Origin of the sequence: Synechococcus sp. PROS-7-1, from assembly GCF_014279795.1 — a bacterium.
GTDB lineage: Bacteria > Cyanobacteriota > Cyanobacteriia > PCC-6307 > Cyanobiaceae > Synechococcus_C.
Genome location: NZ_CP047945.1, coordinates 1060462 through 1084185 on the forward strand (window position 1 = coordinate 1060462; position 23724 = coordinate 1084185).

The following is a 23724-nucleotide window of genomic DNA, read 5'->3' on the forward strand; positions in this document are numbered from 1 at the left end:
ATCCCTCCGTAGAGGGATGAAATGCCCTGAAAAGGCGACGGTGAAATCGGAGCGGCGGGATTTGAACCCACGACCCCCACTACCCCAAAGTGGTGCGCTACCAAGCTGCGCTACGCCCCGTCAGAATCAAGTTATCACAAGGCATCCACGGCTTTGATCCGTCGACGGATGCGACTGAGAAGACGGGCAGTGAGCCGCTCTCGCGATTCGCTTGCGTAACCCCAGATCCGCAGTTCTCTGGACAGCTCCCGCAGCTCTCGCATCGCCATGGAGGCCAGCTGCAACTCCGGCAAGGTTCTCCAGGCCCGCGACGTCATCGGCAACGGCGCTTTCGCTCCCCGCTCACCAAGATTGATTGTGCCGTCAGCGATCCATTCCGGGATCAGCACCACAAGCACGGCAATCAGCCCGTAAAGCTCCACAAGCCCCTTGGGCAGGGGATGGAGGCGACGCCTTGCTGATGGCTTGGGAGGGGATGACACGGGACTTTCGTGGTCAGATTGCGAGGGTTCCAGGCTTGGTCGGACCCCGATCGAGCTCTGGCCCCGAGTCTCGCCAAAGGAACGGCTGGCTGTCCGGGGACGGTGCTCGGAGAGAGAACGCCAGGGCGAACACCATGAGCACCGTCGCGGCCAGGATGGCGATGACCCAGCGATCCGGGAGGGTTCGGTTCAAGGGTTCAGCGCGATCGGACTGTTGTCGCCACGCAGCACGCAATGGCTGATCGACCAGTCGTAGTGCCCCCAAACTTTGTCCGGAAGCCGGTAATCGGCACCATCGAAGTTCCCGAGACGCACCCCTGTGGGCATGGCCGAACAGTAAGGCCTGCTCCCTGGTCTCGCCAGATATTGCTGGTGATAAGCCTCGGCGAAGTAATAAGGGCGATCGGCGGCGATCTCCGTGGTGATCTCACCATGCCCAGCCTCCGACAGGGCGTTCTGATACCAGGCACGGCTGGCCTGAACCAGCTGCATCTGGCGGGCATTTGTTGTGTAGATCGCCGATCGGTACTGACTGCCGCGGTCATTGCCCTGGCGATCTCCCTGGGTGGGGTCGTGACACTCCCAGAACAGTTTGAGCAGGTCACTCACGTCGATTGCAGGTGAGCTCCACACCACGCGCACCACTTCCGTATGACCGGTTCGTCCGCTGCAAACCTGGTCATAACTCGGATGATCCGTTTGCCCGCCTGCGTACCCAACAGACGTTGAAATCACGCCTGGAAGTCTCCAGAACCCTTTCTCCGCGCCCCAGAAACAGCCGCAGCCGAACACGATCTCTTCCTGATCGTCCATCAGGGGCGCCCGCAGTGGCGAACCGAGCACGACATGGCGCTCAGTGCCATCACCCTGCTCAGGTGTCCCAATGGATCCTGTCAACCAGTTGGGGAGCATGGCAAGGGAATATCAGAACCCAAATTAGGTCGTTGATCCTGGATCCAGGCGAATGTGGTTCAGGAGAGTGGTGACAAAGGCAAAGAGCAGGAATGGAAGGCTTAGAACGAGAATCAGTCCCACACCCACCAGGGCAAACAGGGGTCTTGAAGATCCCATGAGCGCAAGTCCTGAAGCGAGGCTCACGAAGATCACAGCCATCCAGGCCAGGATTTGGCCGTAGATATCACCGAACGTGAGGGTGCAGCGAACGTGAAAGGGGGTGTCGTTGCCTGACGTCATGATTCCGGGGCAGTGAACTCAGCTAAGCCGAGGGCAGCAGCTTTGTCCGCCGTTCATTGCGCAAGCTTTGCGTCAGGCCACTGATTCCAGCCGTTCCGCGGCCTGTTCCCGCTCCCAGAGACTGCGGTAGAGCCCCTTTTCTTGAATCAGCTGGTTGTGATGGCCTTGCTGCACCAGGCGTCCCTCCTCGAGCACGAGGATGCGATCGCACGCAGCAGCAGCAGAGAGCTGGTGACTGATCATCACTACGGTTCGTTGGGTCTGACGTCGCACCGATGTCAGGATTTCTGCGGCCGTGTTGTTGTCCACGCTGGCGAGGGCATCATCGAGCACCAGCACAGGACAGTCCATCAACAGGGCCCGGCCCAGGGCCGTGCGCTGACGCTGGCCTCCGCTGAGTGTGATTCCCCGTTCTCCGACCAGGGTGTTCATCCCGTCAGGGAAGCCCCGCACATCGCTCATTAATCGCGCTTGCTCCGCAGCGGACTCCACCCTGTCCATGGAGGCCTCAGGCTCCCCGTACCGGAGATTGTCCGCAAGGGTATTGGTGAAGAGATAGCCCTCCTGGGGGACGAGAGCGAGCTGAGCGCGCAGGTCTTCGAGGCGAAGTCTGGTGATGTCGTAGCCATCGAGGAATAACTCTCCTGCCGGTACGTCCACCATTCGACCGAGGGCTCTTGCCAGGGTCGTCTTTCCACACCCGACGGGTCCCACCACAGCCACGAGTTCTCCAGCTCGAATGCGGAAGCTGAGGCCGTTCAACGTGTCCTTTGCACTGTCTTCGTATCGGATGTGCAGGTTGCGGGCCTCAAGTTCGCCACGCACTGGCTGTTGAAGTGGGGTCAGTTGGCCGCTGTCGCGAATCAAAGGTTCTCTTGAGAGAAGTTCCTCCACCCGCTCAAGGCTCACCTGACCGGTTTGAAAGGTGTTCAGCGTGAATCCCAACAAAGCGGTCGGGAACACCAGCCGTTCCACATACAGAATCAGCGCCACGAGTCCGCCGATCGACAGCGTGCCCTGTTGAAGCTGCCCACTACCGAGAGCCAGCAGGAGGAGAAGAGAGATCGAGGAAATTCCCTCCAAGAGGGGAAACAAAGTGCTGCGGGTTTTGGCCAGTTGGATCGCAGAATCGCGGTAGCGGCGATTCCGAGAACTGAACGCATCGAGTTCCTGATCTTCCTGGTTGTAGATCTTGATGGCAGCGATGCCTGAGAGGTCTTCCTGGATCAGTTCGCTCAGTCCTGATAACGCCTCCTGTTGCCGGCGCTGCTGATGCATCATTCTTCGCCCGAACAGTCGGACGGATCCCAGCATCACCGGGTAAAGCGCAATCGCTGCCACGGTGAGTCCTGGGTCAATCGCCAGCATGGCCGGCAGGGTGAAGGCATAGGCCAACGCGGTGTTCGTGAGACTGAGCACAGCAAACCCCAGCAGCCGGCGAACGTTCTCCACATCACTGGTGGCTCTGCTGATCACTTCGCCGCTGCCGGTTTTTTGAACCCAGCCGGGCTCCTGTTGCAGCATCTGGTCAAAGAGCTTCTGGCGCAGCTCCACCTCCACCTGGCGCCCCACACCGAACACGAGTTGACGGGAAATCAACCGCACCACCGCCATCGAGCTCGCCAGGAGAACGATCCAGCCGGCCTGGGTCAGCACATCCGACAGCGCAAAATCGTTCTGAAGATCGTCCACGACCCGCCGGACTTCCAAAGGGATGGTGACGCTGAGAATGTTCACCACCACAAGAGCGATGGCGCCAAGCATCACCGTGCGTCGGTGAGGTTTCAGGTAGCGGCCGATCAGATCGAGGCGGAAGGCGGCCATCGGAGATCCTGAACAGACAACAACCTAGGCATCAGTCGATGCGTCAGGCTGCGGCCAATCGCGAGCGTGGCGTGTCCGATTCCGGTGATCAGAACCATCCTCTCGAGGCGATCGACCGCGACACGGTGGATCGCCTTTTGGCGAGCGAACGTCCAGGTGACCAAGACGTCACTGACTTGGCAAGGCTTTTCATGCGCTACGAGCTGTTTCCTGGTGCTGCCTCCCTTCGTCATGACCTCGATCGAGTCCTGACCTTCTGGGGCATGTCCCGTGATGACCTCAACAGCCGGGCGCGCGAGCTTTGGTCCGCCGGCTTTCGTCCCGGTCAGTCCGACGCAGACGAGGTGGGATCGGGATTCGATGCTCAGCAATCCGACAGTCCGTGACGCCGGGAGACAGAGACGCCAGAAGAACTGGTCACCTGATTCATTCTGGGTAATAGTGGATTGATCCCCATTACCCGGCCCGGCGTGCTCAAGCACCCGGGTTTTTTTCTGTTCACGGGTCGCCGTGAATCGTTACAGGCTCTGTTTCATGGTTTCTTCGCCCATTTCCTGGTCCAAGCGTCTGGATCATCTGCTCAACGGCGGTGTGTTCAGTCATGCCGAGGCCACAGAGCTGATGGAAGCCTGGCTTAAGGAAGAGCTCACACCGGTTCAGACAGGCGCCTTCCTTGCTGCCCTGCGGTCCAGGGGCGTGAATGGAACCGAACTGGGAGCGATGGCCGCTGTGTTGCGCCAGGCCAGCCTGCTGCCTTGTGAAAGACCGTCCTTGCGCATGGTGGATACCTGCGGCACCGGTGGCGATGGCGCGGACACCTTCAACATCTCCACAGCTGTGGCGTTCACCGCTGCCGCCTGCGGCGCCACCGTGGCGAAGCATGGCAATCGCAGTGCGAGTGGCAAGGTCGGTTCTGCCGATGTTCTTGAGGGGTTGGGTCTTCATCTCAAGGCTCCCGCTGCTCAGGTGGTCAAGGCCTTGCCAGCCACCGGTGTGACCTTTCTGTTCGCTCCTGCTTGGCATCCCGCACTGGTGAATCTCGCCCCTTTGCGCAAGAGCCTGGGGGTGAGGACGGTGTTCAACCTGCTTGGCCCTCTCGTCAATCCCCTGCGGCCCGATGGCCAGGTGCTCGGTGTGGCGACCGATGATCTGCTGGACCCGATGGCTGAAGCTCTGCGCTCGTTGGGGCAGGATCGGGCTGTGGTGGTGCACGGATCAGGCGGTTTGGACGAAGCATCCCTGGCCGGCCCCAATCCTGTGCGCATCCTGGAGAAGGGCCATGTGCGCTCGGAATGGATTGCTCCAGAGGATCTGGGTTTGCATCAGGCACCGCTCGAAGCCCTGCGCGGTGGTGATCTGCTCTGTAACCAGACCATCCTTGAGGAGCTGCTGAAGGGGCGCGGCAGTCAGGCGCAGAACGAGGTGGTGGCGTTCAACACAGCGCTTGTGCTCTGGGTGGCTGGTGTGGAATCCGATATCCAGCAGGCTGCCCAGAGGGCTCTCGCTGTTCTTGCTCAGGGGTCTCCGTGGTCTCGCCTTGAACAGTTGCGCGATGCGCTGTCCCTCGCCAAGGAAGAATGAAGGGGTGCGACGTGCTGAAGGGATCGTTTCGACAATGATTGCAGCCTCATCCGGGAACCCGGCGATGCTGATGCTCGCTGATGGAACCGTGTTCCAGGGACTGGCCTGCGGAGCTTTGGGGAGTGTCGTGGGTGAGGTGGTCTTCAACACGGGGATGACCGGGTATCAGGAGGTGATGACGGATCCCAGCTATTCCGGTCAGCTGGTCACGTTCACCTATCCAGAGCTGGGCAATACCGGCGTGAATGATCACGACCAGGAGGCAGATCACGCCCACGTGCGTGGATTGATTGCCCGTCAGCTGTCTCCGGTTTCCAGCAACTGGCGCTCAACCCAGAGTTTGCAGGCCTGGCTGGAACAGCAGGGTGTGGTTGGTATCCAGGGAATCGACACGCGTGCTCTGGTGCGCCACCTGCGTGAAACGGGCGCCATGAACGGAATCATCTGTTCCTCAGGGCGTACTCCCGCTGATCTGCGCGAGGAGCTTCGCGCTGCTCCCTCCATGGAGGGACTCAATCTTGCCGATCGGGTCTCCACGCCAACGGCCTACAGCTGGGAGAAGACCTGTGACGTCGCGTTTGACCGCCGTCTGCAAGCCAGTCGCTGCGAGCGCCCCTTCCGTGTTGTGGCGATTGATTTCGGCATTAAACGGGCCATTCTCGATCGGCTCGTGAGTCACGGTTGTGCTGTCACGGTGCTTCCCGCATCAGTGGATCTGAAGACCGTTCTGGGCCATGAGCCCGAGGGGGTCTTCCTGTCCAACGGCCCCGGTGACCCTGCGGCCGTGACCCATGGCATCGATCTAGCCCGTGGTCTTCTGGAGCATCGAACGCTGCCGCTATTCGGAATTTGTCTCGGTCATCAGATTCTCGGCTTGGCCCTCGGTGGTGAGACGTTCAAGCTCGGTTACGGACATCGCGGGCTCAACCATCCCTGCGGCACAACGGGGCAGGTGGAGATCACAAGCCAGAACCATGGTTTTGCTCTGGATGCTTCAAGCCTGTCCCAGGACCAGGTGGAGATCACCCATCTGAATCTCAACGACCGCACGGTTGCGGCGATGGCCCATCGTCATCAACCGGTCTTCAGCGTTCAATACCACCCAGAAGCCAGTCCTGGTCCCCACGACGCGGATCATCATTTCTCCCGATTCGTCACACTGATGTCGGATCGCCGCTGATCCGTGGTCTGTCTTGGATTGCATCCCTACACTTCGCACGATGCAATCCGGGGGGTCTGTTCCCATCACTGAACTCCAGCGACTGACTGTTTCGCTCCGTGGCGGCTTCGAGCAGAAGGATGGGTGTCTGGTTTTTCATTTCACCGGACAGCTGGATGCCTTCTCTGAGAAGCAATTCCTCAGCTATGTGGCGGATGTTCTCAAGGCCAATGCCTCCCCAACGGTTCTCGATCTGAGCAAGATCGATTTCCTCGATTCATCCGGTCTGGGTGCTCTTGTGCAGCTTGCCAAGCAGTGCAAAGACGCCAAACGCAGTTTCGTGATGGTGGGCAATGCCAGGGTCACCCAAACGGTGAAACTGGTCAGGCTTGAAGAGTTTCTTCACCTCGTGAACGATCTGCAGACGGCCTTCACCCAGCTGGCCGCTTGAGTGATTGGATCCGGCTTCAGCAGGCCCTCCCTTCGCAGTCCGCAGATCTAGGTCCTCTCCAGCTCGCCTGGCTTGGCGATGCCGTCTGGGAACTTCATCAACGCTTGCGTCACTGTCGCCGTCCGGGCCGCTCGGCAGACCTGCACCGCGCTGTGGTGTCGGAGGTTCGGGCTGATGCCCAGGCGCTGGCTTTAGAACGCCTTGAGCCCCTGCTCACAGAGTTGGAGTGCGATCTCGTGCGTCGTGGCCGCAACCGTGCCGGGAAGGGGCCCCGCGGTGGCGATCCTGCGGCTTATGGGAAGGCCACGGGATTTGAGACAATGGTGGGCTGGCTCTTTCTTCACAATCCGGCTCGGCTAGCCCAGCTTCTGGATCGCCTTGAGGAGACCGAATCATCCCTGTCATAACCATCGATCCCATGAGCTCCCGCTTTGACCGCCGCCCGTCCCGTCCTCCCCGCGGCGCAGGCCCTGGGGGCGGACGTCCGTCCCGAGGAGGACCACGTGGCAGGTCGTCGCGACTGGACGAGGGAGGTGCAGGACTGCGTCGCCGTGATCGCAGCGATGAGCGTGACGCATCCCCCTGGCGTGGTGAGCGAGACGACGGGGATGTGAGGCGACGGGAACCTGCACGCAGTGATTCCCGCGATTTCAGGCGAACCGGAGAGCGTGCTGGCGTGCGCTCGCTGGACGGTGCCGGACGAGGGCGCCGCGATCAACGCAGTAACGACCGTCGCTTCTCAGAACGCAACCGTGCACTGCCGCTGGGCAGCCGGCCGCAGCGATCGGACCGCCCTGGCCGTCCTGATCGCACTGGTCGCCCCGATCGTCGTTTTGAGGAGAAGCCCCGGGGCGAGGCCAGTTCTCACTCCGCCGATCCCGTAGCCGACGATCTTCTCTGGGGCCGTCACGCCACCCAGGCAGCCCTGGAAGCCGGTCGCCCCATTCACCGCATCTGGTGCACCAGCGAGATGCGCAGCGCACCGCGGTTCATGCAGCTGCTGAGAGATGCCAAGTCCTCCGGGGTGCTGGTGGAGGAGGTGACCTGGGCCCGCCTGGCTCAGATGACCGGCGGTGCTGTTCATCAAGGCATCGCCCTGCAGACCGCCGCTGCCGACACCCTGGATCTTGCCGATCTGATCGAGGGGTGTGCCGCTCTCCAAGAAGCTCCTTTGCTGTTGGCACTGGATGGTCTGACTGATCCTCACAATCTCGGTGCCATCGTTCGCTCTGCAGAGGCGCTTGGTGCCCATGGCGTGGTGCTTCCGCAGCGCCGTAGTGCTGGATTGACCGGGTCTGTGGCCAAGGTGGCGGCTGGAGCCCTCGAGCACCTTCCCGTTGCGCGGGTGGTGAACCTGAACCGATCGTTGGAAACCCTTAAAGATGCGGGCTACCGGGTGGTGGGTCTTGCTGAAGAGGGCGACCAGACGTTGGAGGAGGTTGACCTTGACGGTCCGCTGGTGGTGGTGACCGGTTCGGAGGACCAAGGCTTGTCGATGTTGACGCGCCGCCATTGCGATCACCTGATCCGCATTCCCCTTCGAGGCATCACGCCGAGCCTGAATGCGTCGGTTGCGACCGCCCTTTGTCTGTATGAGGTGGCCCGTCGGAGCTGGATGAAAGGCCTTCGCGGTCAGAACCCTTCACCCCAGATCGTGCGCCCCAAATTGCTTGCAGCACCCAAGTCCGACAGCGGCGTGACGGCTCAGGAAACGGTTCTTGATCTTCAACTTGAGCGCTCGACTGATCTGGCAACACCGAGTTTCGATGGGAGTGTTGAACTTTGAAAGCCGACAGGAGTGCTGAATCAAGGCACAATGGCATCGACTTCATCGCTCCGCCATGAGCCCGCTGAACAGGCCGATGCGCTCCCTTGCCAACGGTCTAGGACTCGCATGGTGGGCCAGGGTGCAGACAAAGAGTCCTGATGTGACCTATTGGTATGGCCCTTTTGTGCGTCGTTCCAGTCTTGAGGAAGCCCTCCCAGGATTTCTTGCAGACCTCGCGTCGGAGTCGCCTGCAGCCATCGAGAAATCATTGATCCGTTGCCGTCGCACGGAGCCATTCACGATTGAGTCCCAGTCCTGAAAGGACCTTTTGTCTCTCGACTGGCTGATAGCGTCTCAACTGCACGAAAATCCTGACCATGGCGATCGCCGAATGGCGTCAGCAACTGGCGAGCGGAGAGGTTTCAGCAAGGGAACTCACCGACCACCATCTGGCCAGGATTGAAGCGGTTGAACCTGGACTTCATGCGTTCCTTGAGGTCACCGCTGACCGGGCTCGGGCTGATGCCGATCGCGTTGACGAAGCCAGGGCCTCCGGTGAGGACTTACCTCCGCTCGCGGGGATTCCTCTCGCCATCAAGGACAACCTCTGTACGCGGGGTGTGCGCACCACCTGTTCCAGTCGGATGCTGGAGCATTTCGTCCCTCCCTATGAGTCCACGGTGACCGAGCGCCTCTGGGCGTCCGGAGCCGTTTTGCTCGGTAAGACGAATCTCGATGAGTTCGCCATGGGTGGATCCACGGAGACATCCGCCTTCGGTCCGACGGCGAACCCCTGGAATCCTGATCATGTTCCCGGTGGAAGTTCCGGAGGCAGCGCCGCGGCGGTGGCATCCGGTGAGTGTTTGGCCTCCATCGGTTCTGACACCGGCGGTTCCATTCGTCAGCCGGCATCGTTCTGTGGTGTGGTCGGTCTGAAGCCCACCTATGGACGCATCAGTCGTTACGGACTCGTTGCCTTTGCCAGTTCCCTCGATCAGGTCGGTCCCTTCAGCCACACCGTTGCCGACGCAGCGGAGCTGCTTCAGGTGATGGCCGGCGCGGATCCCCGCGATTCCACCTGTCTCAATGCTCCCGTTCCTGACTACAGCGCGGCACTGGGGCGTCCTGTGAAAGGCCTGAAGGTTGGACTGGTGAAGGAATGCTTCGACCAGGATGGTTTGGATCCTCAGGTGAAAGCGTCCGTTCTCGCAGCGGCGCAGCAGCTTCAGGCTCTGGGGGCGGATCTGGTGGACGTGAGCTGTCCGCGGTTTAACGACGGGATCGCGACCTATTACGTGATCGCCCCGTCGGAGGCTTCGGCCAACCTCGCCCGCTACGACGGTGTGAAGTATGGATACCGGGCCGATGATGCGGCTTCATTGGCTGCCATGACCGCCCGCAGCCGTGCCGAAGGATTCGGCAGTGAGGTGCAAAGGCGCATCTTGATCGGCACCTATGCCTTATCAGCGGGCTATGTGGATGCCTATTACAAGAAAGCCCAGCAGGTGCGCACGCTGATCCGGCGTGACTTTGATGCTGCGTTCCAGTCAGTGGACGTGTTGCTCACGCCCACCGCTCCAGGCACGGCCTTCAAGAACGGTGCCCATGCGGATGATCCTCTGGCGATGTATTTGTCTGATCTGCTGACGATTCCAGCCAACCTCGCTGGACTCCCAGCGATCAGCCTCCCCTGCGGCTTCGATACCGGTGGCCTGCCGATCGGGGTGCAGCTGATCGGCAATGTGCTGGAGGAGCCCCTCCTTTTGCAGGTGGCTCATCAGTACGAACAGGCCGCTGATGTGATGAAAACCCGTCCGGAGGCGGCGTTCATCCCCGGGTCAATGCGCTAGATGCGGTGTCGGTGAGTCGGGAAGACCGCTGCATCTTGCGCCGGCACTTAGGCTGTGGTGATGGCTTTCGTTCCCCTTCACAACCACAGCGACTACAGCCTGCTGGATGGTGCGTCTCAGCTGCCCCAGATGGTGGAGCGTGCCAAAGCGTTGGGCATGCCGGCACTGGCTTTAACGGACCATGGCGTGATGTATGGGGCCGTGGAGCTCCTGAAGCTTTGCAAGGGGGCGGGGATTAAGCCGATCATCGGCAATGAGATGTATGTCATCAATGGCTCCATTGATGACCCACAACCCAAAAAGGAGCGCCGCTATCACCTGGTTGTGCTGGCCAAGAATGCCGTCGGTTATCGGAATCTCGTCAAGCTCACCAGCATCAGTCACCTGCGCGGCATGCGTGGTCGGGGGATTTTCGCGCGCGCCTGCATCGACAAGCACCTGCTCAAGCAACACAGCGAGGGCTTGATCGTGGCCACCGCTTGTCTTGGCGGTGAAATTCCACAGGCCATCATGCGCGAGAGGCCCGATGTGGCAAGGGATGTGGCCCGGTGGTACCAGGAGGTCTTCGGTGAGGATTTTTATCTCGAGATCCAGGATCACGGCTCTCCCGAAGACCGCATCGTGAATGTGGAGATCGTCAAGATCGCCCAGGAGCTCGGAATTCAGGTGGTGGCCACGAACGATGCCCACTACCTAACCAGCAATGATGTGGAAGCCCATGACGCCCTTCTTTGCGTGCTCACGGGCAAGCTGATCAGCGACGAGAAACGCCTTCGTTACACCGGCACTGAATATCTCAAGAGTGAAGAGGAGATGGGCCGGTTGTTTGCCGATCACCTCGACCCTGCTGTGGTGCAGGAAGCGATTGCTAACACCGTGTCCGTGGCGGAGAAAGTCGAGGATTACGACATCCTCGGTCGCTACCAGATGCCCCGCTTCCCGATTCCGGAGGGGCATACGCCGGTCACCTACTTGCGCGAGGTGACTGAGCAGGGTCTGCGTGACCGGCTTGGCTTGTCCAGCAACGACACGATCGAGGAGACCTATGCCGATCGTCTCGCCCATGAGCTGCAGATCATGGAGCAGATGGGATTTCCGACCTACTTCCTTGTGGTGTGGGATTACATCCGTTTTGCGAGAGAGCAGGGGATTCCTGTCGGTCCAGGCCGCGGCTCGGCTGCTGGCTCGCTGGTGGCCTACGCCCTTGGGATCACCAACATCGACCCGGTGAGCAATGGCTTGCTGTTTGAGCGCTTCTTGAACCCGGAACGCAAGTCGATGCCTGATATTGATACCGACTTCTGCATTGAACGCCGGGGCGAGGTGATCGATTACGTCACGCGCCGTTATGGCGAGGAAAAAGTGGCGCAGATCATCACGTTCAACCGGATGACGTCGAAGGCTGTGCTCAAGGATGTGGCCAGGGTGCTGGATATTCCCTACGGCGATGCCGACCGCCTGGCGAAGCTCATCCCCGTGGTTCGCGGAAAACCAGCCAAACTCAAGGCCATGATCGGTGATGAGTCGCCGAACCCCGAATTCAAGGAGAAGTACGACAAGGACCCTGTCGTCCAACGCTGGGTTGATATGGCCATGCGCATTGAGGGCACCAACAAAACGTTTGGTGTGCACGCAGCCGGTGTGGTGATTGCAGCGGATCCCCTCGATGAGCTGGTCCCGCTGCAGCGCAACAACGACGGTCAGGTGATCACCCAGTACTTCATGGAGGACGTGGAGTCGATGGGCCTCCTCAAAATGGATTTCCTGGGTCTCAAAAACCTCACAATGATCGACAAGACCCTTGAGCTTGTCGCCCAAAGCACTGGGGAGCGAATTGATCCCGATCAGCTCCCTCCCCAGGATCAGGGAACCTTTGATCTCCTGGCCCGGGGTGACCTTGAAGGCATCTTCCAGCTGGAGTCGACGGGGATGCGTCAGATCGTGCGCGATCTCAAACCGTCGTCTTTGGAGGATATTTCCTCAATCCTGGCGCTGTATCGCCCGGGACCTCTCGATGCCGGCCTGATTCCCAAGTTCATCAACCGGAAGCATGGACGGGAGGCGATTGACTTCGCTCACAGCACCCTGGAGCCGATTCTCAGCGAAACCTACGGAATCATGGTGTACCAGGAGCAGATCATGCGCATCGCCCAGGATCTTGCCGGTTACTCCCTGGGGGAAGCCGACCTGCTACGTCGGGCCATGGGCAAGAAAAAGGTGTCTGAGATGCAGAAACATCGGGGAATCTTCGTGAAGGGTGCCTCCGAGCGTGGTGTGGCCGAGAAGGTGGCCGATGAACTCTTCGACCAGATGGTGCTCTTCGCTGAATACTGCTTCAACAAGAGTCATTCCACGGCGTATGGGGCGGTGACCTACCAGACCGCCTATCTCAAGGCGCACTATCCGGTGGCTTATATGGCTGCGCTGCTCACGGTGAATGCCGGTGCCAGTGACAAGGTGCAGCGTTACATCTCCAACTGCAACGCCATGGGCATTGAGGTGATGCCTCCAGATGTCAACGCATCGGGCACCGACTTCACCCCCCGCGATCAACGCATCCTTTTCGGCCTTTCTGCGGTGCGCAATCTTGGCGACGGAGCGATCCGTGCCCTGATTCGCTCTAGAGATGCGGATGGACCTTTTGAATCCCTCGCCGATCTGTGCGATCGCGTGCCCTCAAGCGTGATCAATCGCCGCAGCCTTGAATCACTGATTCATTGCGGTGCCATGGATGCCCTTGAGCCAGAGGCCAACCGTGCCCAGTTAATCGCCGATCTCGATCTGCTCCTGGACTGGGCCAATTCCCGTGCCCGGGATCGCGCTAGTGGTCAGGGCAATCTCTTCGATCTGATGGCGGGCGCTGCCGGCGGCGAGGCTGATGCACCCTCTGATCTCAGCCTGGCGCCCAAAGCTGCGCCGGTGAAGGACTATCACCCCAGTGAAAAGCTCAAGCTTGAGAAAGATCTGGTTGGGTTCTACCTCTCCGATCATCCGCTCAAGCAGCTCACTCCCCCGGCCCGGCTGCTGGCTCCGATCGGGCTCGCTGGCCTGGAAGAGCAAGCGGACAAGGCCAAGGTGAGCGCGATTGCCATGGTGAGCGAAATGCGTCAGGTGACGACGCGAAAGGGTGACCGCATGGCGGTGCTTCAGCTGGAAGATCTCACCGGCTCCTGTGAAGCGGTGGTCTTCCCTAAGAGTTACGCGCGGCTTGCAGATCATCTGATTGCCGAAGCCCGCCTGCTGGTTTGGGCCGCTGTTGATCGCCGCGACGAGCGTGTTCAGCTGATTGTTGATGACTGCCGCGCCATCGATGATTTGCGCCTGTTAATGGTGGAGCTGGATGCCGATCAGGCCAGCGACGTGGCTGTTCAGCACAAGCTGAGGGAGTGCCTGCAGGCGTATCGCCCCGATCAGGATGAACTCGGGGTGCGCGTGCCGGTGGTGGCCGCGGTGCGACGGGGCTCGGATGTTCGCTATGTGCGCTTGGGCCCTCAGTTCTGCGTTCGGGATGTGGCTGCTGCGCAGAAGCATCTCCTGGAGAGCTCCTTCCGGGTGAGTTGCAGTGACCCCTTGTTGATTTGAGATTGGGTCTGAAAACGAGGGATTGAAGCGAGTGATTTCAACTCTGCTTCTGAGCTCGGATCGAACTGCGCAGTCTCTGCAAGTTGGGTTTGATGTGCTCGATCCCAAGCAACGTCCCTGGTTGGGGCTCCCAGCTCGCTGACAACACCCCGAAACTCAGTCCGACCAGGCCAAGAAGAAAAAACAATCCGGACGTCACCAGCGTGATGCCAGGGGGGATGTCAAGAATCCCGCGACTCACCAGCACGTAGCTTCCGACAAACACGCCCATTCCCATCAAGGAAGGCAAACCGGTCGCGATGGCCACTCTGCGAGCCATGCGATTGGCCACATCTTTGGGGATCGGTTGATTGACCGAAGGGGTGGGCTCCGATCGGCGCGGTTCAAACGGCAGGGGATCGCGTCGTTCGGCCATGACTCAGTGAGAAACTGGAACCGCGGATCAGCCGCGGATTCCCAGTTTGGCGATCAGCTCGCTGTAACGCTTCTCGCTCTTGCCTCGCACGTATCCGAGCAGGCGCTTGCGCCGGCCGATCATCTTCAGAAGACCCTGACGGGACGAGAAGTCGTGGATGTTCTGCTGCAGATGGCTGCTCAGCTTCGAGATGCGCTCTGTGAGCATGGCCACCTGAACCTCAGCCGATCCAGTGTCGGTGGCGTGGGTCTGATGAGCGTTGATCAGTTCTTGCTTTTCGGTGGTATCGAGCGACATGCGCGGCGTCTGGCCCTGACAGTGCAAACAAACAATTTACTCTGCCGCGGGGCCCTACGCCGATTGACTTAACCACTTCAGGCTTGCCCGCAACCAGGCGTCCCCGTCATCGTCTGCAGGAACGTCAGATCCTGAGGCCACGGCCCGCATGGCCCTGCGGATTTCAAGATCCTCATACCCCAGCGTTTCGAGGGTGATCTGAAGCTCTCTCAGGCATGGTGCGCCGAGAGGAACCTCCTTCACGTCGCTGCGGTCCACCAGGGACAGGCCCGGTTCCTGCAACGGCGCCCAGGCACCGAGGCGATCACGCAGTTCCACAGCGATCCGCTCAGCGGTGCGTTTGCCCACACCCTGCGCCTGGGTGAGGCGTTTCAGGTCGCCATCAACGATCGCTGCCACGAGCTCTTCAACCCGGCAACAATCAAGTAAGGCCAGGGCCATCTGTGGACCAACCCCGTTGACGCCAATAAGGGTTCGGAACAAATCGCGTTCCTGTTGCTCGCAGAATCCGAACAGGGTGGATCCATCGTCCCGCTGCACCTGGTGCACCCAGAGTGTGCAGCCGCTGCCGTCCATCTGCTGGTTCTGATCTCGGGAGGTGAGCTGCACCTCGTAGCCGACTCCGCCGCAGGCGATCACCACCCCTCGTCGACCACCCTGCTCCCAGCTTTGGATTCGTTCTCCCTGCAGCCAGCCGATCATGGGAGAGTTCCTGTTGAAGCCATGCTGCCTGATCTGTCGAGCTTGTCCTCCATGCACGTGTCGTTTCGTCGCTTGTTCCGGACTGTTGCGACAGTGCTGGTTTGTTTGATGATCAGTGCCGGCTTGTCTGCATGCGTTGGTTCGGATCAGCCTCCGCGCTCTGTTCTGCTCAGTGCGCTGGGCCAGCAGATCCAGCTCACGCAGACCTCCATCGCCCGTTCCCTCGATCTGGAGGCGGCCGGTGTTCCTGAGGTGAGCAGAGTGCGGCTTGAAGATCAGGACGTGATCCGCATCGGTGAGCAGAAAGGCATGCATCTCACGGGTCGATTCGACTGGCGTCTGCCGGGAGATGCCGTCAAGGTGGATAGCGCGTTTGAGCTGTACCTCGAACGGGGTGAACGGGGAGAAAGCTGGCGTCTGGCGATCCCCAGCGGGTCTGACGATGGTGCATCCCAGGCCTGGGTCACCTACCCCCTCGCCATCGACTGACGGGCACTCAGGCTGATCAGCGTGGCTCCGAGCACACAAAGCGCTCCGACAATCACTGTTCCTGTGATCGGCTCTGCGAAAAAGAGCACACCCCAGACGGTGGCAAACACAACTTGGACGTAATTGATTGATGTGGCGCGTGCTGCTGGCAGTGCAGCCAGCCCCTGGGTGAGCCAGATCTGACCCATCTGGGTCAAAAGACCGACCCCGACCAGCCAGACCCAGTCCATGCCGCTCGGGAGCACCAGCTGGTTCACAAGGAGCGGCAGCGTGGCTGGCACAGAAACCAGGGGGAAATAGAACACAATCACCAATGGATGCTCCTTGACGGACAGCTGGCGCACACTCACGTAGGCCAGAGCCGTCATCAGGGCTCCCCCAAGCCCAATCAGCGCGGCCATGGCAGGGAGTCCTGCGACGTCCTGCCCCATCCATTCGGGCTGGACCACCAGGATCACGCCGATCAGCCCGAGCACGATGGCCAGGCCAATGCGTTTGCGGATCGGCTCCTTGAGCAGAGCCCAGGCTGTGAGTGCCGTCAGCGTGGGATAGGTGTATTGGATCAGCGTCGCTGCCGCGAGGGGCAAGCTGGCCAAGGCCTGAAAGAAGAGCAGCAGCGCGATGGTGCCGAGCGCCCCGCGCACCAGGAGGAGTCCCCGCTGATGCCCCCAGGGCGAGACGTTCGCCTGCGCGAGCATCGTCAGGGTGATCGCAATGCTGATCAGTGATCGGATCAACACGATTTCCGCCACCGGCAAACGGCCGCCGAGGTGCTTGACGCACACCGTCATCAGGCTGAAGGCCAGTGCTGCACCCAGTAGGTCGATGCAGGCTCTCCATTCATGGGGCGACTGCGTTCCGCGGATCGCTGCCAGCAGGCTCCGCATCAACACGTCCGCAATCACTCCGACAACCATGCCACCCGTCGGGTCGAACGGTTTTCCTCAGCGGATTTCTCGTCGCAAGCGCCCGGGTCTTCCACAATGGGCCCATGGTCAGTGCCCGTCTGCATCCCCGAACCATCGAGGCCGTCAAGGAGCGGGCCGACATCGTTGATGTGGTGGGTGAGCACGTTGTGCTCAAGAAGAAGGGCAGAGAGTTTGTAGGGATCTGCCCCTTCCATGACGACAGCAAGCCGTCGATGACGGTGTCCCCAGCGAAGCAGTTCTATTACTGCTTCTCTTGTGGTGCCGGCGGCAACTCCATCAAGTTCCTGATGGAGTTTCAGCGCCAGAGCTTCAGCGATGTGGTGCTGGATCTGGCCCGTCGTTATCAATTGCCTGTGGAGACCGTCGATGGTCCCCAGCAGGAGCGTCTGAAACAACAGCTGTCGCGCCGGGACACGTTGCATCGGGTGCTGGCGTTGGCTGCTGGTTGGTTTCGGAGCCAGCTGAAGGTTGCATCCGGTGCTGATGCGCTGCGTTACCTACAAGACAAGCGTGGACTCAGTGACGCCACCCTGGAGCAGTTTGAACTGGGTTATGCGCCTGATCAGTGGGATGGCCTGCTGAAGCACCTCCAGCAGGTGGAGGGATTGGATCCGGAGCATCTCGAAGCCGCGGGTTTGGTGGTGCCCAGGAAGGGTGGCAATGGTTTCTATGACCGCTTCAGGCATCGGGTGATGGTGCCGATCAAGGATCGCCAGGGACGGGTGATCGGTTTCGGCGGTCGCAGCCTTGATGGCACCGAACCCAAGTACCTCAACTCTCCGGAAACCGAGGTGTTTGAGAAGGGCAAGCACTTGTTCGGCCTTGATCGGGCGGCATCAGCAATCCGTAAGGACGACCGTGCCGTTGTGGTGGAGGGTTACTTCGATGTGATTGCCCTGCATGCCGCGGGCGTGACCAATTCCGTGGCTTCTCTGGGCACGGCCTTGAGCAGCCAGCAGATCACCCAGTTGTGCCGCTGCTGCGATGGCAAGCGCATCGTGCTGAACTTCGATGCTGATGGTGCTGGCGTTCGCGCCGCCAATCGCGCCATCGGCGAGGTGGAACAGCTGGCCCTTCAGGGACAGCTTGAGCTGCGTGTTCTTCACCTTCCTTCTGGAAAAGATCCCGATGAATTCCTCAAGGGCCAAGGTGCCGGCGACTACAGGGCTCTTCTGGATCAGGCACCTCTCTGGCTCGATTGGCAGATCGAGCAGGTGCTGGAGGGGCGTGATCTCAGCAAGGCCGATCAGTTCCAGCGTTCCGTTTCAGCTCTGGTGGAACTGCTGGGCAAGTTGCCTCAGTCGGCGATTCGTACCCACTACATCCAGCAAGTGTCCGAGCGCCTCAGCGGCGGCCAGGGGCGCTTGGCTCTTCAGTTGGAAGAGGATTTGCGCCAGCAGGTGCAGGGCCAACGCTGGCATGGCCGCTCAGCCCGTCATGAGAAGTCAGGGGAAGCCAGTCAGCGAGAGCGTTGTGAAGCGGAAATTCTGCGGCTTTATCTGCATTGCCCTTCATACCGGGGCGCAATCCGACAGGAACTGCGCAAGCGTGAACTCGAGGACTTCGCCCTGCAGCACCACCGTCTGCTCTGGTCGTGCCTCACGGAGTTGGAGGAGGGGAACCTCGGCAGTGTGCGCCTCGAAGCGATCAGTCGCGGTGAGGATCGGGGCGACGAACTGGCTGATCTAGATCTGCCCCGCCTGCTCACCGATCAACTACTTCTGGAGAACAGCACCCTGGTGACACGTCTCACTCCTTTGCTGGAACCCGGCGAGCTTCAGAAAGTTGCTCTGTCTCGGCCGATGGAACAGCTGCGGGGAACGGCCGCCATGCTCGAGCGTCAGAAAAGCAACAAGCGCTGCCGCCACTTGCTTGAGGCCTGGGCCGGTCAGCGGCTTCAGACGCTTGAACGTTGCATCGCCGTTCTGATCGATGAGGAGCGTGAGCAGCAGCAGCCCCAAGGCGTGGACATGGAGCAGCGAATTCAAGCCATGTTCGACGACCTCAATGCCGAAGCACTGCGATTCCAGGAGCTGTACTACAGCGAACGCCGCCACATCCTGCATCTTGATCAACAGCGCTGCGCTGGTTACGGCGACGGCGTGGCTCCTGCGGCCTCGGATGCATCGGCCATGAGCGCCTGATCCAGCCGGCTCCTGCAGAGTCGTTGCAGCAGGGGCATGGCTTCATCTGGCCACTGTTGTGCCTGCAGCATTGTCTCCAGCTCCCGTGCTCGCTCGAGCACCATCTGGCAGGCCGCACCCCGATCGTTGGGCTGCAGCTGCGACACGTACACGTGGGCCCTGGCCTGATCATGGGGCGTGCCGTCGGCCGATAAACCAAGCGCCAGCCGAAAGAGTTCGGCATCAAAGGTTCCAAGGGAGGCCAGCATGCCGAGGGCATCAGCGATCAGTTCGTCGTACAAGTTGATGCGCATCTCACCCACCAGTCGCGTGCAGGCGATGTGCGCTAGCTCGTGTTCGCGCCTCCACTGCTGGGATTGGTTCAGCCAACGCTCTTGGTCGGGACGGCCAGGACTGCGCTCTGCCGGAATTGAGGCGTAGGGCGCCCGATGCAGCAGCAGGATCTGGCACCGCGTCTTGGCACTGAGATCGCGGATGAGTCCCCAGTGAATCAAGCCGCTGATGGCCTGGGCATGCACCGTGGTCAGCACGGGCTTGTCTTCGCAGCGATAGGCAAGACAGCGCACGATCAGGACGAAATCGTCGTGATCCTTCAGGGTGAGCACGGGGACCGCGCCGGTCGGATGCTCTGCGATCTCCAGCGTCAAGCCATCGGGATCCTTCAAGACAGGAGCCTGATTCAGGTCCTCGGCGAGAGGCTCAGCCCCCTGCAGTACCAACCGTCTGTAGGCCTCTCCTTCTCGTACGCCTGTGCCTGGTTGGAGCAGAAGCTGGGGCAGCTCAAGACGCAGCCGGTTCCACACCTCGGAGGTTGGCGTTGTCTCGAGCCATCGTCTCCACCAGATCTCCCGTTCGTCAGCAGGCAGCGGCAGTGGAGGCCAAGGTGTCTCAGCCCCTTTAAACGGCCGGCAGTACTCCTCGAGAGTCTGCATTGGGCAATTGCACTTCTCTTCGGTGGCTAGCAAGAGATCGATGTGATCCGCCATGCGTCGGCATGGGTGAAGTTCCGCTATCTGAGAACTATCTGCGTCAATCCCTCCCATGCACGTGCTGGTGATCGGGGGCAGTGATGCGGGGATCAGCGCAGCACTCAGGATCCGGGAGCTCGATCCGGCGATTGAGATCAGCGTGATGCTCCGGGATGGGTTTCCCAACTACAGCATCTGTGGATTGCCGTTTCTGATCAGTGGCGAAACCACCGGTTCGCAGTCGCTTGCCCACCGCACCTCTGCAGACCTCCAGGCGGCCGGTCTGCAGGTACGCCCGCACTGTGACGTCATCGCGGTGAATCCCTCTGATCAGCGTGTTGATCTGGCCGATGGCGATTCAGTGGCCTACGACAGGTTGATCCTCGCTACGGGGGCCCGTTCTCGCCGGCCGGAGCTGGAAGGTGCGGATTTGCCCGGGGTGTTCACCCTGCGCTGGATGGGGGATGCCCTGCGCATGTTGACGGTGTTGGAGGAGCAGCAACCCCGCCGGGCTCTGATCGTTGGTGGTGGTTATATCGGTTTGGAAATGGCCGATGCCCTTCACACCAGGGGGTTGCAGGTGACGCTCATTGAGCACAATCCTGCTGTTCTGCGCACGGTGCATCCCAGTTTCGGAGACGTGATTCAGAACGGACTGCGCGCTCGAGGCATCACTGTCCGCAGCGGACTGCGGCTGGCTGCCATCCGTCAGATGCATCAGGCGCTGGAGGCTGAACTCAACGACGGCCAGCGCATCAGTGCAGACCTGGTGTTGCTGGCTGTGGGCGCGGTTCCAGCCAATGAATTAGCGGAAAGCGCTGGGGTCTCCCTTGGTGCTGGCGGCGCGATGGTGGTGGATCGTCAGATGCGAACAGGAGTCGCGTCCATCTGGGCAGCAGGTGATGGTGTGGAGACTTATCACCGTCTGCTTGGGCGGAATGTCTACCAACCCCTCGGTACCAATTCCCACAAGCAAGGGCGAATTGCCGGTGAAAACGCCATCGGAGGGAATCGCCTCTATCCAGGCACCCTCGGTACGCAGGTGGTGAAGGTGTTTGATCGGGTCGTTGCTCGTACGGGGCTCAGGGATCAGGAAGCGCGCCTGGAGGGGCTGGATCCGCTGACGGTTCCCTTTGAATGCTTGAGTCACAAGGGCTATTACCCCGGTGCTGGTCGCCTTCATTTCCGGATCACTGGTGATCGCAGGGGCGGGCGTCTGCTTGGTGCCCAGTTGATGGGGCCTTGGGGAGAGGAGGTGTCCAAGCGGGTGGATACGTTTGCCAACGCTCTTTTTCATGGCATGGACGTGGATGCCATCAGCGACCTGGATCTGAGCTACACCCCGCCGCTTTCCAGTCCCTGGGACCCCGTGCAAATGGCGGCGCAGGCCTGGGAGGAGCAGTGTCGGACCCTGGCGTCAGCGACAATCCCCTCGAACTCCTGAAAGCCTGATGGGTGTTTTCGAGCGCTTTCTCAGTTTGTGGGTCGCTTTGGCGATCATTGCCGGCGTCGCTCTCGGTGCAGCGATCCCGGCCTTGCCGGAGGCGATCGCATCGCTTGAAGTGGCCGGGATCAACCTCCCGATCGCTCTTCTGATTTGGGGAATGATCTACCCGATGATGCTGGCGGTGGATTTCTCCGCGATCGGAGGCCTCAGCCGTCAACCGCGCGGTTTGCTCATCACCGTTGCGGTGAACTGGCTGATCAAGCCACTCACGATGACGGCGTTGGCCTGGCTGTTCATCCGCGGCCTGTTCTCTGCCTGGATTCCCGCTGAACTCGGCGATCAGTACGTGGCCGGCATGATCCTGCTTGGCGTGGCCCCCTGCACCGCCATGGTGTTCGTTTGGAGCCGTCTCAGCGATGGAGACGCCAATTACACCCTGGTGCAGGTGGCGGTGAACGACCTGATCATGGTGTTTGCTTTCGCACCGATCGCAGCCCTGCTGCTCGGGGTGAGTGAGGTTCTTGTCCCTTGGGACACCCTGATCGCGGCTGTTGGATTGTTTGTTGTGGTTCCGCTGGCGGCCGGCTGGCTGACTCGGGTTTTTCTGAACAACACAACGCGCATCAGCAGACTTGAGCAGCGTTTGAAACCGCTCACCGTGGTGTGCCTCATCGGCACGGTGCTGCTGTTGTTCATGGTGCAGGCTGGATCGATCTTGGCGGATCCTCTGGCCATCGTGCTGATCGCCGTGCCTCTGATCCTGCAGACCTATCTGATCTTCTGGATTACGGCGCAGTGGATGCGGCTCTGGGGGCAGCCGCGTGTCATTGCTGCACCGGGCGCCATGATCGGGGCTTCGAATTTCTTTGAGCTGGCGGTTGCTGTCGCGATCAGCCTGTTCGGTTTGCAGTCCGGCGCTGCCTTAGCCACTGTGGTGGGCGTGCTGGTGGAAGTGCCGGTCATGCTGTCATTGGTGGCGATCGCCAACCGCAACCGTCGTCTGTTCCCTGTTTGAGATGTCTGAATTTTTCGAGGCGATCTGGCACGGGGAGGGCATTGGTGATGGTGGTGACCTGGAGGAAGCCCTTCAGGCTTATGTGGCGGTGAAGCCCGACGACAACGACTGGATCAAGGCCTGTGCCGCCGAAGGCGCTGAGCCCCGCATCGAGCGTTTCGCATCGTTCGATGCGTACCTCGACAACAACGATGCCCTGGAAACCATTCCGGTGACGCCGCAGATGATTGTGGTGGCCATTGAGCAATTACCGGTTTGATGACGGGATCTTCGATTGATTTCAGTGCCTGTGAGCTTGTGAATGGTCTCTGGCCTTCGCTGGTGGAGCGCTTGGGTCTTGAGAAGGCGCAGCGGGCTGCTCGTCAGGCTCTCGATCTGCAGCAGATGTCGGGCCATGGCGGCACGCTTCCGGTGCTGTTCTGCGAAACCTGTGGACTGGCGCTGGCCAGTACCGATCTGCTGCGCGAGCAGACAGGGCTCAATGCCCATGGGGAGCGCATGGTGCTCTTGTACAGCAGCCGCTCCCAGGCAGTGCAGCTGTTGCAGCACGCTTGATCTCAATCCAGCTTGATCCCTAGCTGCATGGAGACGCTGTTGTTGATCCTCGGGCTTTGCAGTGCGTTGAAGATCGTCTGTCCGTTGAGTGACGTGAACAGCCGTTGATTCCCCATGGGAAAGATCTTCAGGGCAACCGAAAAGGTGTTGTTGGTGGCAATGCCATTGACGTAGGCGCCCGTGTAGCTGTTGGTGACGGTGATGCTGGCGAGCGAGCTTGGCTTCCATTCCAGCTGTGCTCTGGCGGTTCCTGCAGCAAAGGCCTGTCCGCAGATTGGATCCGCTTCACATCCCGGCCCCCCCCAGATCTGCTGAATGGAGGGGCCCACAGAGAGATTCAGGGTTGTGGTTTTGTTCTTGATCAGGTCGTAGCCCAGGCCTGCGGACCCCACAAACACGTCGGTTCCGATCGTGTTGAGCATGTCGTAATTGAATGTGGTTGTTGCGTAGGCATTCAGGCGATCCCCCAACCTTCGCGTGTAGCGCAGCTCACCATCGCCTTCGTTGGTGTCCGTTGTGCTTGCGTTTTCTCCCTGGTCCCGTGACACCTCATAGGTGGCGCGTCCTTTCAGGGCCACCTTGTCAGCACCCTCGCTATAGCTGGTGTCGAGCTGAAAGGTTCCACCGGCGGAGAGATCGCTGTCTGTGTTGTTCGCAGACAGTCCACCGGACACACTCAGCTTCCATGGTTTCGCTGGTGGTTCGGTGATCAGGGCTGTGGCCGGAATGCGCAGACGACCGAGCACCGGATGCAGGAGAATCGTGATGGCCTCTGTGGTCTCGTCCGGAACCAGTACGCCCTTCAGCGTGTCTCCGTTCTTTAGTTTGATCGTGACCTGCTGCTCGGTTGTGGTTGGAGCAGCGACCACTGG

26 protein-coding genes and 1 tRNA gene are annotated in these 23724 nt (G+C 60.4%); 15 read left to right on the forward strand and 12 right to left on the reverse strand.

The features are described from left to right. Positions 1-46: 46 nt before the first annotated feature. From SynPROS71_RS05780 to SynPROS71_RS05805, 6 genes are all read right to left on the reverse strand, one after another. Positions 47-120: transfer RNA gene (locus tag SynPROS71_RS05780), tRNA-Pro, on the reverse strand. Positions 121-134: 14 nt separating this feature from the next. Then, positions 135-482 (reverse strand): hypothetical protein, encoded by a 348-nt coding sequence (locus SynPROS71_RS05785; protein ID WP_186597341.1) that lies wholly within the window; start codon positions 480-482, stop codon positions 135-137. Between the two features lie 13 nt (positions 483-495). Next, positions 496-675 carry a hypothetical protein gene (locus tag SynPROS71_RS05790; protein ID WP_186597343.1) on the reverse strand — a complete coding sequence of 60 codons (180 nt, stop codon included), beginning with the start codon at positions 673-675 and terminating at the stop codon, positions 496-498. Further along, complete coding sequence (gene msrA, locus SynPROS71_RS05795) at positions 672-1394, reverse strand: peptide-methionine (S)-S-oxide reductase MsrA (RefSeq protein ID WP_186597344.1); 723 nt, start codon at positions 1392-1394, stop codon at positions 672-674. The genes SynPROS71_RS05790 and msrA overlap by 4 nt, the downstream gene beginning before the upstream one ends. A gap of 24 nt (positions 1395-1418) precedes the next feature. After that, a complete protein-coding gene (locus SynPROS71_RS05800) occupies positions 1419-1676 on the reverse strand; it encodes a hypothetical protein (RefSeq protein WP_186585297.1) in 258 nt (85 codons plus the stop codon). Positions 1677-1748: 72 nt separating this feature from the next. Then, positions 1749-3500, reverse strand: a complete 1752-nt coding sequence (locus SynPROS71_RS05805; RefSeq protein ID WP_186597346.1) for an ABC transporter ATP-binding protein — start codon at positions 3498-3500, stop codon at positions 1749-1751. A gap of 38 nt (positions 3501-3538) precedes the next feature. On the opposite strand from SynPROS71_RS05805, the gene SynPROS71_RS05810 reads away from it, so the two are divergent. The 9 genes from SynPROS71_RS05810 to SynPROS71_RS05850 all read left to right on the forward strand — a co-directional run bounded on the left by SynPROS71_RS05810 (position 3539) and on the right by SynPROS71_RS05850 (position 13891). Beyond that, entirely contained in the window at positions 3539-3886 is a 348-nt protein-coding gene (locus SynPROS71_RS05810; protein ID WP_186597348.1) for a DUF3288 family protein, read from the forward strand. A 148-nt stretch (positions 3887-4034) separates the two neighbouring features. Next, positions 4035-5081: an anthranilate phosphoribosyltransferase gene (trpD, locus tag SynPROS71_RS05815; RefSeq protein ID WP_186597350.1), complete on the forward strand. Its 1047-nt coding sequence runs from the start codon at positions 4035-4037 to the stop codon at positions 5079-5081. Positions 5082-5115: 34 nt separating this feature from the next. Next, positions 5116-6261 carry a glutamine-hydrolyzing carbamoyl-phosphate synthase small subunit gene (gene carA / locus SynPROS71_RS05820; RefSeq protein WP_186597352.1) on the forward strand — a complete coding sequence of 382 codons (1146 nt, stop codon included), beginning with the start codon at positions 5116-5118 and terminating at the stop codon, positions 6259-6261. Positions 6262-6301: 40 nt separating this feature from the next. Continuing rightward, positions 6302-6691 carry an STAS domain-containing protein gene (locus SynPROS71_RS05825; RefSeq protein WP_186597907.1) on the forward strand — a complete coding sequence of 130 codons (390 nt, stop codon included), beginning with the start codon at positions 6302-6304 and terminating at the stop codon, positions 6689-6691. Next, positions 6688-7098 carry a Mini-ribonuclease 3 gene (locus SynPROS71_RS05830; protein ID WP_186597354.1) on the forward strand — a complete coding sequence of 137 codons (411 nt, stop codon included), beginning with the start codon at positions 6688-6690 and terminating at the stop codon, positions 7096-7098. Before SynPROS71_RS05825 ends, SynPROS71_RS05830 begins: the two co-directional genes overlap by 4 nt. An 11-nt stretch (positions 7099-7109) precedes the next feature. Then, positions 7110-8477, forward strand: coding sequence for a 23S rRNA (guanosine(2251)-2'-O)-methyltransferase RlmB (gene rlmB / locus SynPROS71_RS05835; RefSeq protein ID WP_186597355.1), 1368 nt, complete (start codon positions 7110-7112; stop codon positions 8475-8477). Between the two features lie 55 nt (positions 8478-8532). Further along, positions 8533-8778 (forward strand): DUF1816 domain-containing protein, encoded by a 246-nt coding sequence (locus SynPROS71_RS05840; protein WP_186597358.1) that lies wholly within the window; start codon positions 8533-8535, stop codon positions 8776-8778. Between the two features lie 58 nt (positions 8779-8836). After that, positions 8837-10309: an Asp-tRNA(Asn)/Glu-tRNA(Gln) amidotransferase subunit GatA gene (gene gatA, locus SynPROS71_RS05845; protein WP_186597360.1), complete on the forward strand. Its 1473-nt coding sequence runs from the start codon at positions 8837-8839 to the stop codon at positions 10307-10309. 60 nt (positions 10310-10369) lie between these two features. Beyond that, positions 10370-13891: a DNA polymerase III subunit alpha gene (locus SynPROS71_RS05850; protein WP_186597361.1), complete on the forward strand. Its 3522-nt coding sequence runs from the start codon at positions 10370-10372 to the stop codon at positions 13889-13891. A gap of 37 nt (positions 13892-13928) precedes the next feature. Here SynPROS71_RS05850 and SynPROS71_RS05855 read toward each other — a convergent pair whose 3' ends face one another. The 3 genes from SynPROS71_RS05855 to ruvA are packed head-to-tail and all read right to left on the reverse strand — an operon-like array spanning position 13929 to position 15305. Then, positions 13929-14306 (reverse strand): PAM68 family protein, encoded by a 378-nt coding sequence (locus SynPROS71_RS05855; RefSeq protein WP_186597363.1) that lies wholly within the window; start codon positions 14304-14306, stop codon positions 13929-13931. 27 nt (positions 14307-14333) lie between these two features. Beyond that, positions 14334-14603 carry a 30S ribosomal protein S15 gene (gene rpsO / locus SynPROS71_RS05860; protein ID WP_186597365.1) on the reverse strand — a complete coding sequence of 90 codons (270 nt, stop codon included), beginning with the start codon at positions 14601-14603 and terminating at the stop codon, positions 14334-14336. A gap of 54 nt (positions 14604-14657) precedes the next feature. Beyond that, positions 14658-15305: a Holliday junction branch migration protein RuvA gene (gene ruvA / locus SynPROS71_RS05865; protein ID WP_186597367.1), complete on the reverse strand. Its 648-nt coding sequence runs from the start codon at positions 15303-15305 to the stop codon at positions 14658-14660. A 21-nt stretch (positions 15306-15326) separates the two neighbouring features. Here ruvA and SynPROS71_RS05870 point away from each other — a divergent pair, with 21 nt between their 5' ends. Beyond that, complete coding sequence (locus SynPROS71_RS05870; RefSeq protein ID WP_186597369.1) at positions 15327-15794, forward strand: hypothetical protein; 468 nt, start codon at positions 15327-15329, stop codon at positions 15792-15794. On the opposite strand, the gene SynPROS71_RS05875 is transcribed toward SynPROS71_RS05870, so the two are convergent. Beyond that, positions 15773-16681, reverse strand: a complete 909-nt coding sequence (locus SynPROS71_RS05875; protein ID WP_186597371.1) for a DMT family transporter — start codon at positions 16679-16681, stop codon at positions 15773-15775. The two genes, SynPROS71_RS05870 and SynPROS71_RS05875, sit on opposite strands and share 22 nt — an antisense overlap. 104 nt (positions 16682-16785) lie before the next feature. On the opposite strand from SynPROS71_RS05875, the gene dnaG reads away from it, so the two are divergent. Then, positions 16786-18867, forward strand: a complete 2082-nt coding sequence (gene dnaG / locus SynPROS71_RS05880; protein WP_186597373.1) for a DNA primase — start codon at positions 16786-16788, stop codon at positions 18865-18867. On the opposite strand, the gene SynPROS71_RS05885 is transcribed toward dnaG, so the two are convergent. Continuing rightward, entirely contained in the window at positions 18813-19853 is a 1041-nt protein-coding gene (locus tag SynPROS71_RS05885; protein ID WP_255442431.1) for a hypothetical protein, read from the reverse strand. The genes dnaG and SynPROS71_RS05885 overlap by 55 nt on opposite strands. Before the next feature lie 55 nt (positions 19854-19908). Between SynPROS71_RS05885 and SynPROS71_RS05890 the strand changes: the two genes are divergently transcribed. The 4 genes from SynPROS71_RS05890 to SynPROS71_RS05905 are packed head-to-tail and all read left to right on the forward strand — an operon-like array spanning position 19909 to position 22852. Beyond that, a complete protein-coding gene (locus SynPROS71_RS05890; RefSeq protein WP_186597375.1) occupies positions 19909-21279 on the forward strand; it encodes an FAD-dependent oxidoreductase in 1371 nt (456 codons plus the stop codon). Between the two features lie 7 nt (positions 21280-21286). After that, entirely contained in the window at positions 21287-22297 is a 1011-nt protein-coding gene (gene arsB / locus SynPROS71_RS05895) for an ACR3 family arsenite efflux transporter (RefSeq protein WP_186597377.1), read from the forward strand. A 1-nt stretch (position 22298) separates the two neighbouring features. Then, positions 22299-22556, forward strand: coding sequence for a hypothetical protein (locus SynPROS71_RS05900; protein ID WP_186597379.1), 258 nt, complete (start codon positions 22299-22301; stop codon positions 22554-22556). Next, positions 22556-22852 (forward strand): hypothetical protein, encoded by a 297-nt coding sequence (locus SynPROS71_RS05905; RefSeq protein WP_186597381.1) that lies wholly within the window; start codon positions 22556-22558, stop codon positions 22850-22852. The genes SynPROS71_RS05900 and SynPROS71_RS05905 overlap by 1 nt, the downstream gene beginning before the upstream one ends. Positions 22853-22854: 2 nt before the next feature. Here the strand turns inward: SynPROS71_RS05905 and SynPROS71_RS05910 are convergent, their stop codons facing one another. Further along, positions 22855-23721: a DUF481 domain-containing protein gene (locus tag SynPROS71_RS05910; protein ID WP_186597382.1), complete on the reverse strand. Its 867-nt coding sequence runs from the start codon at positions 23719-23721 to the stop codon at positions 22855-22857. Positions 23722-23724: the final 3 nt, after the last annotated feature.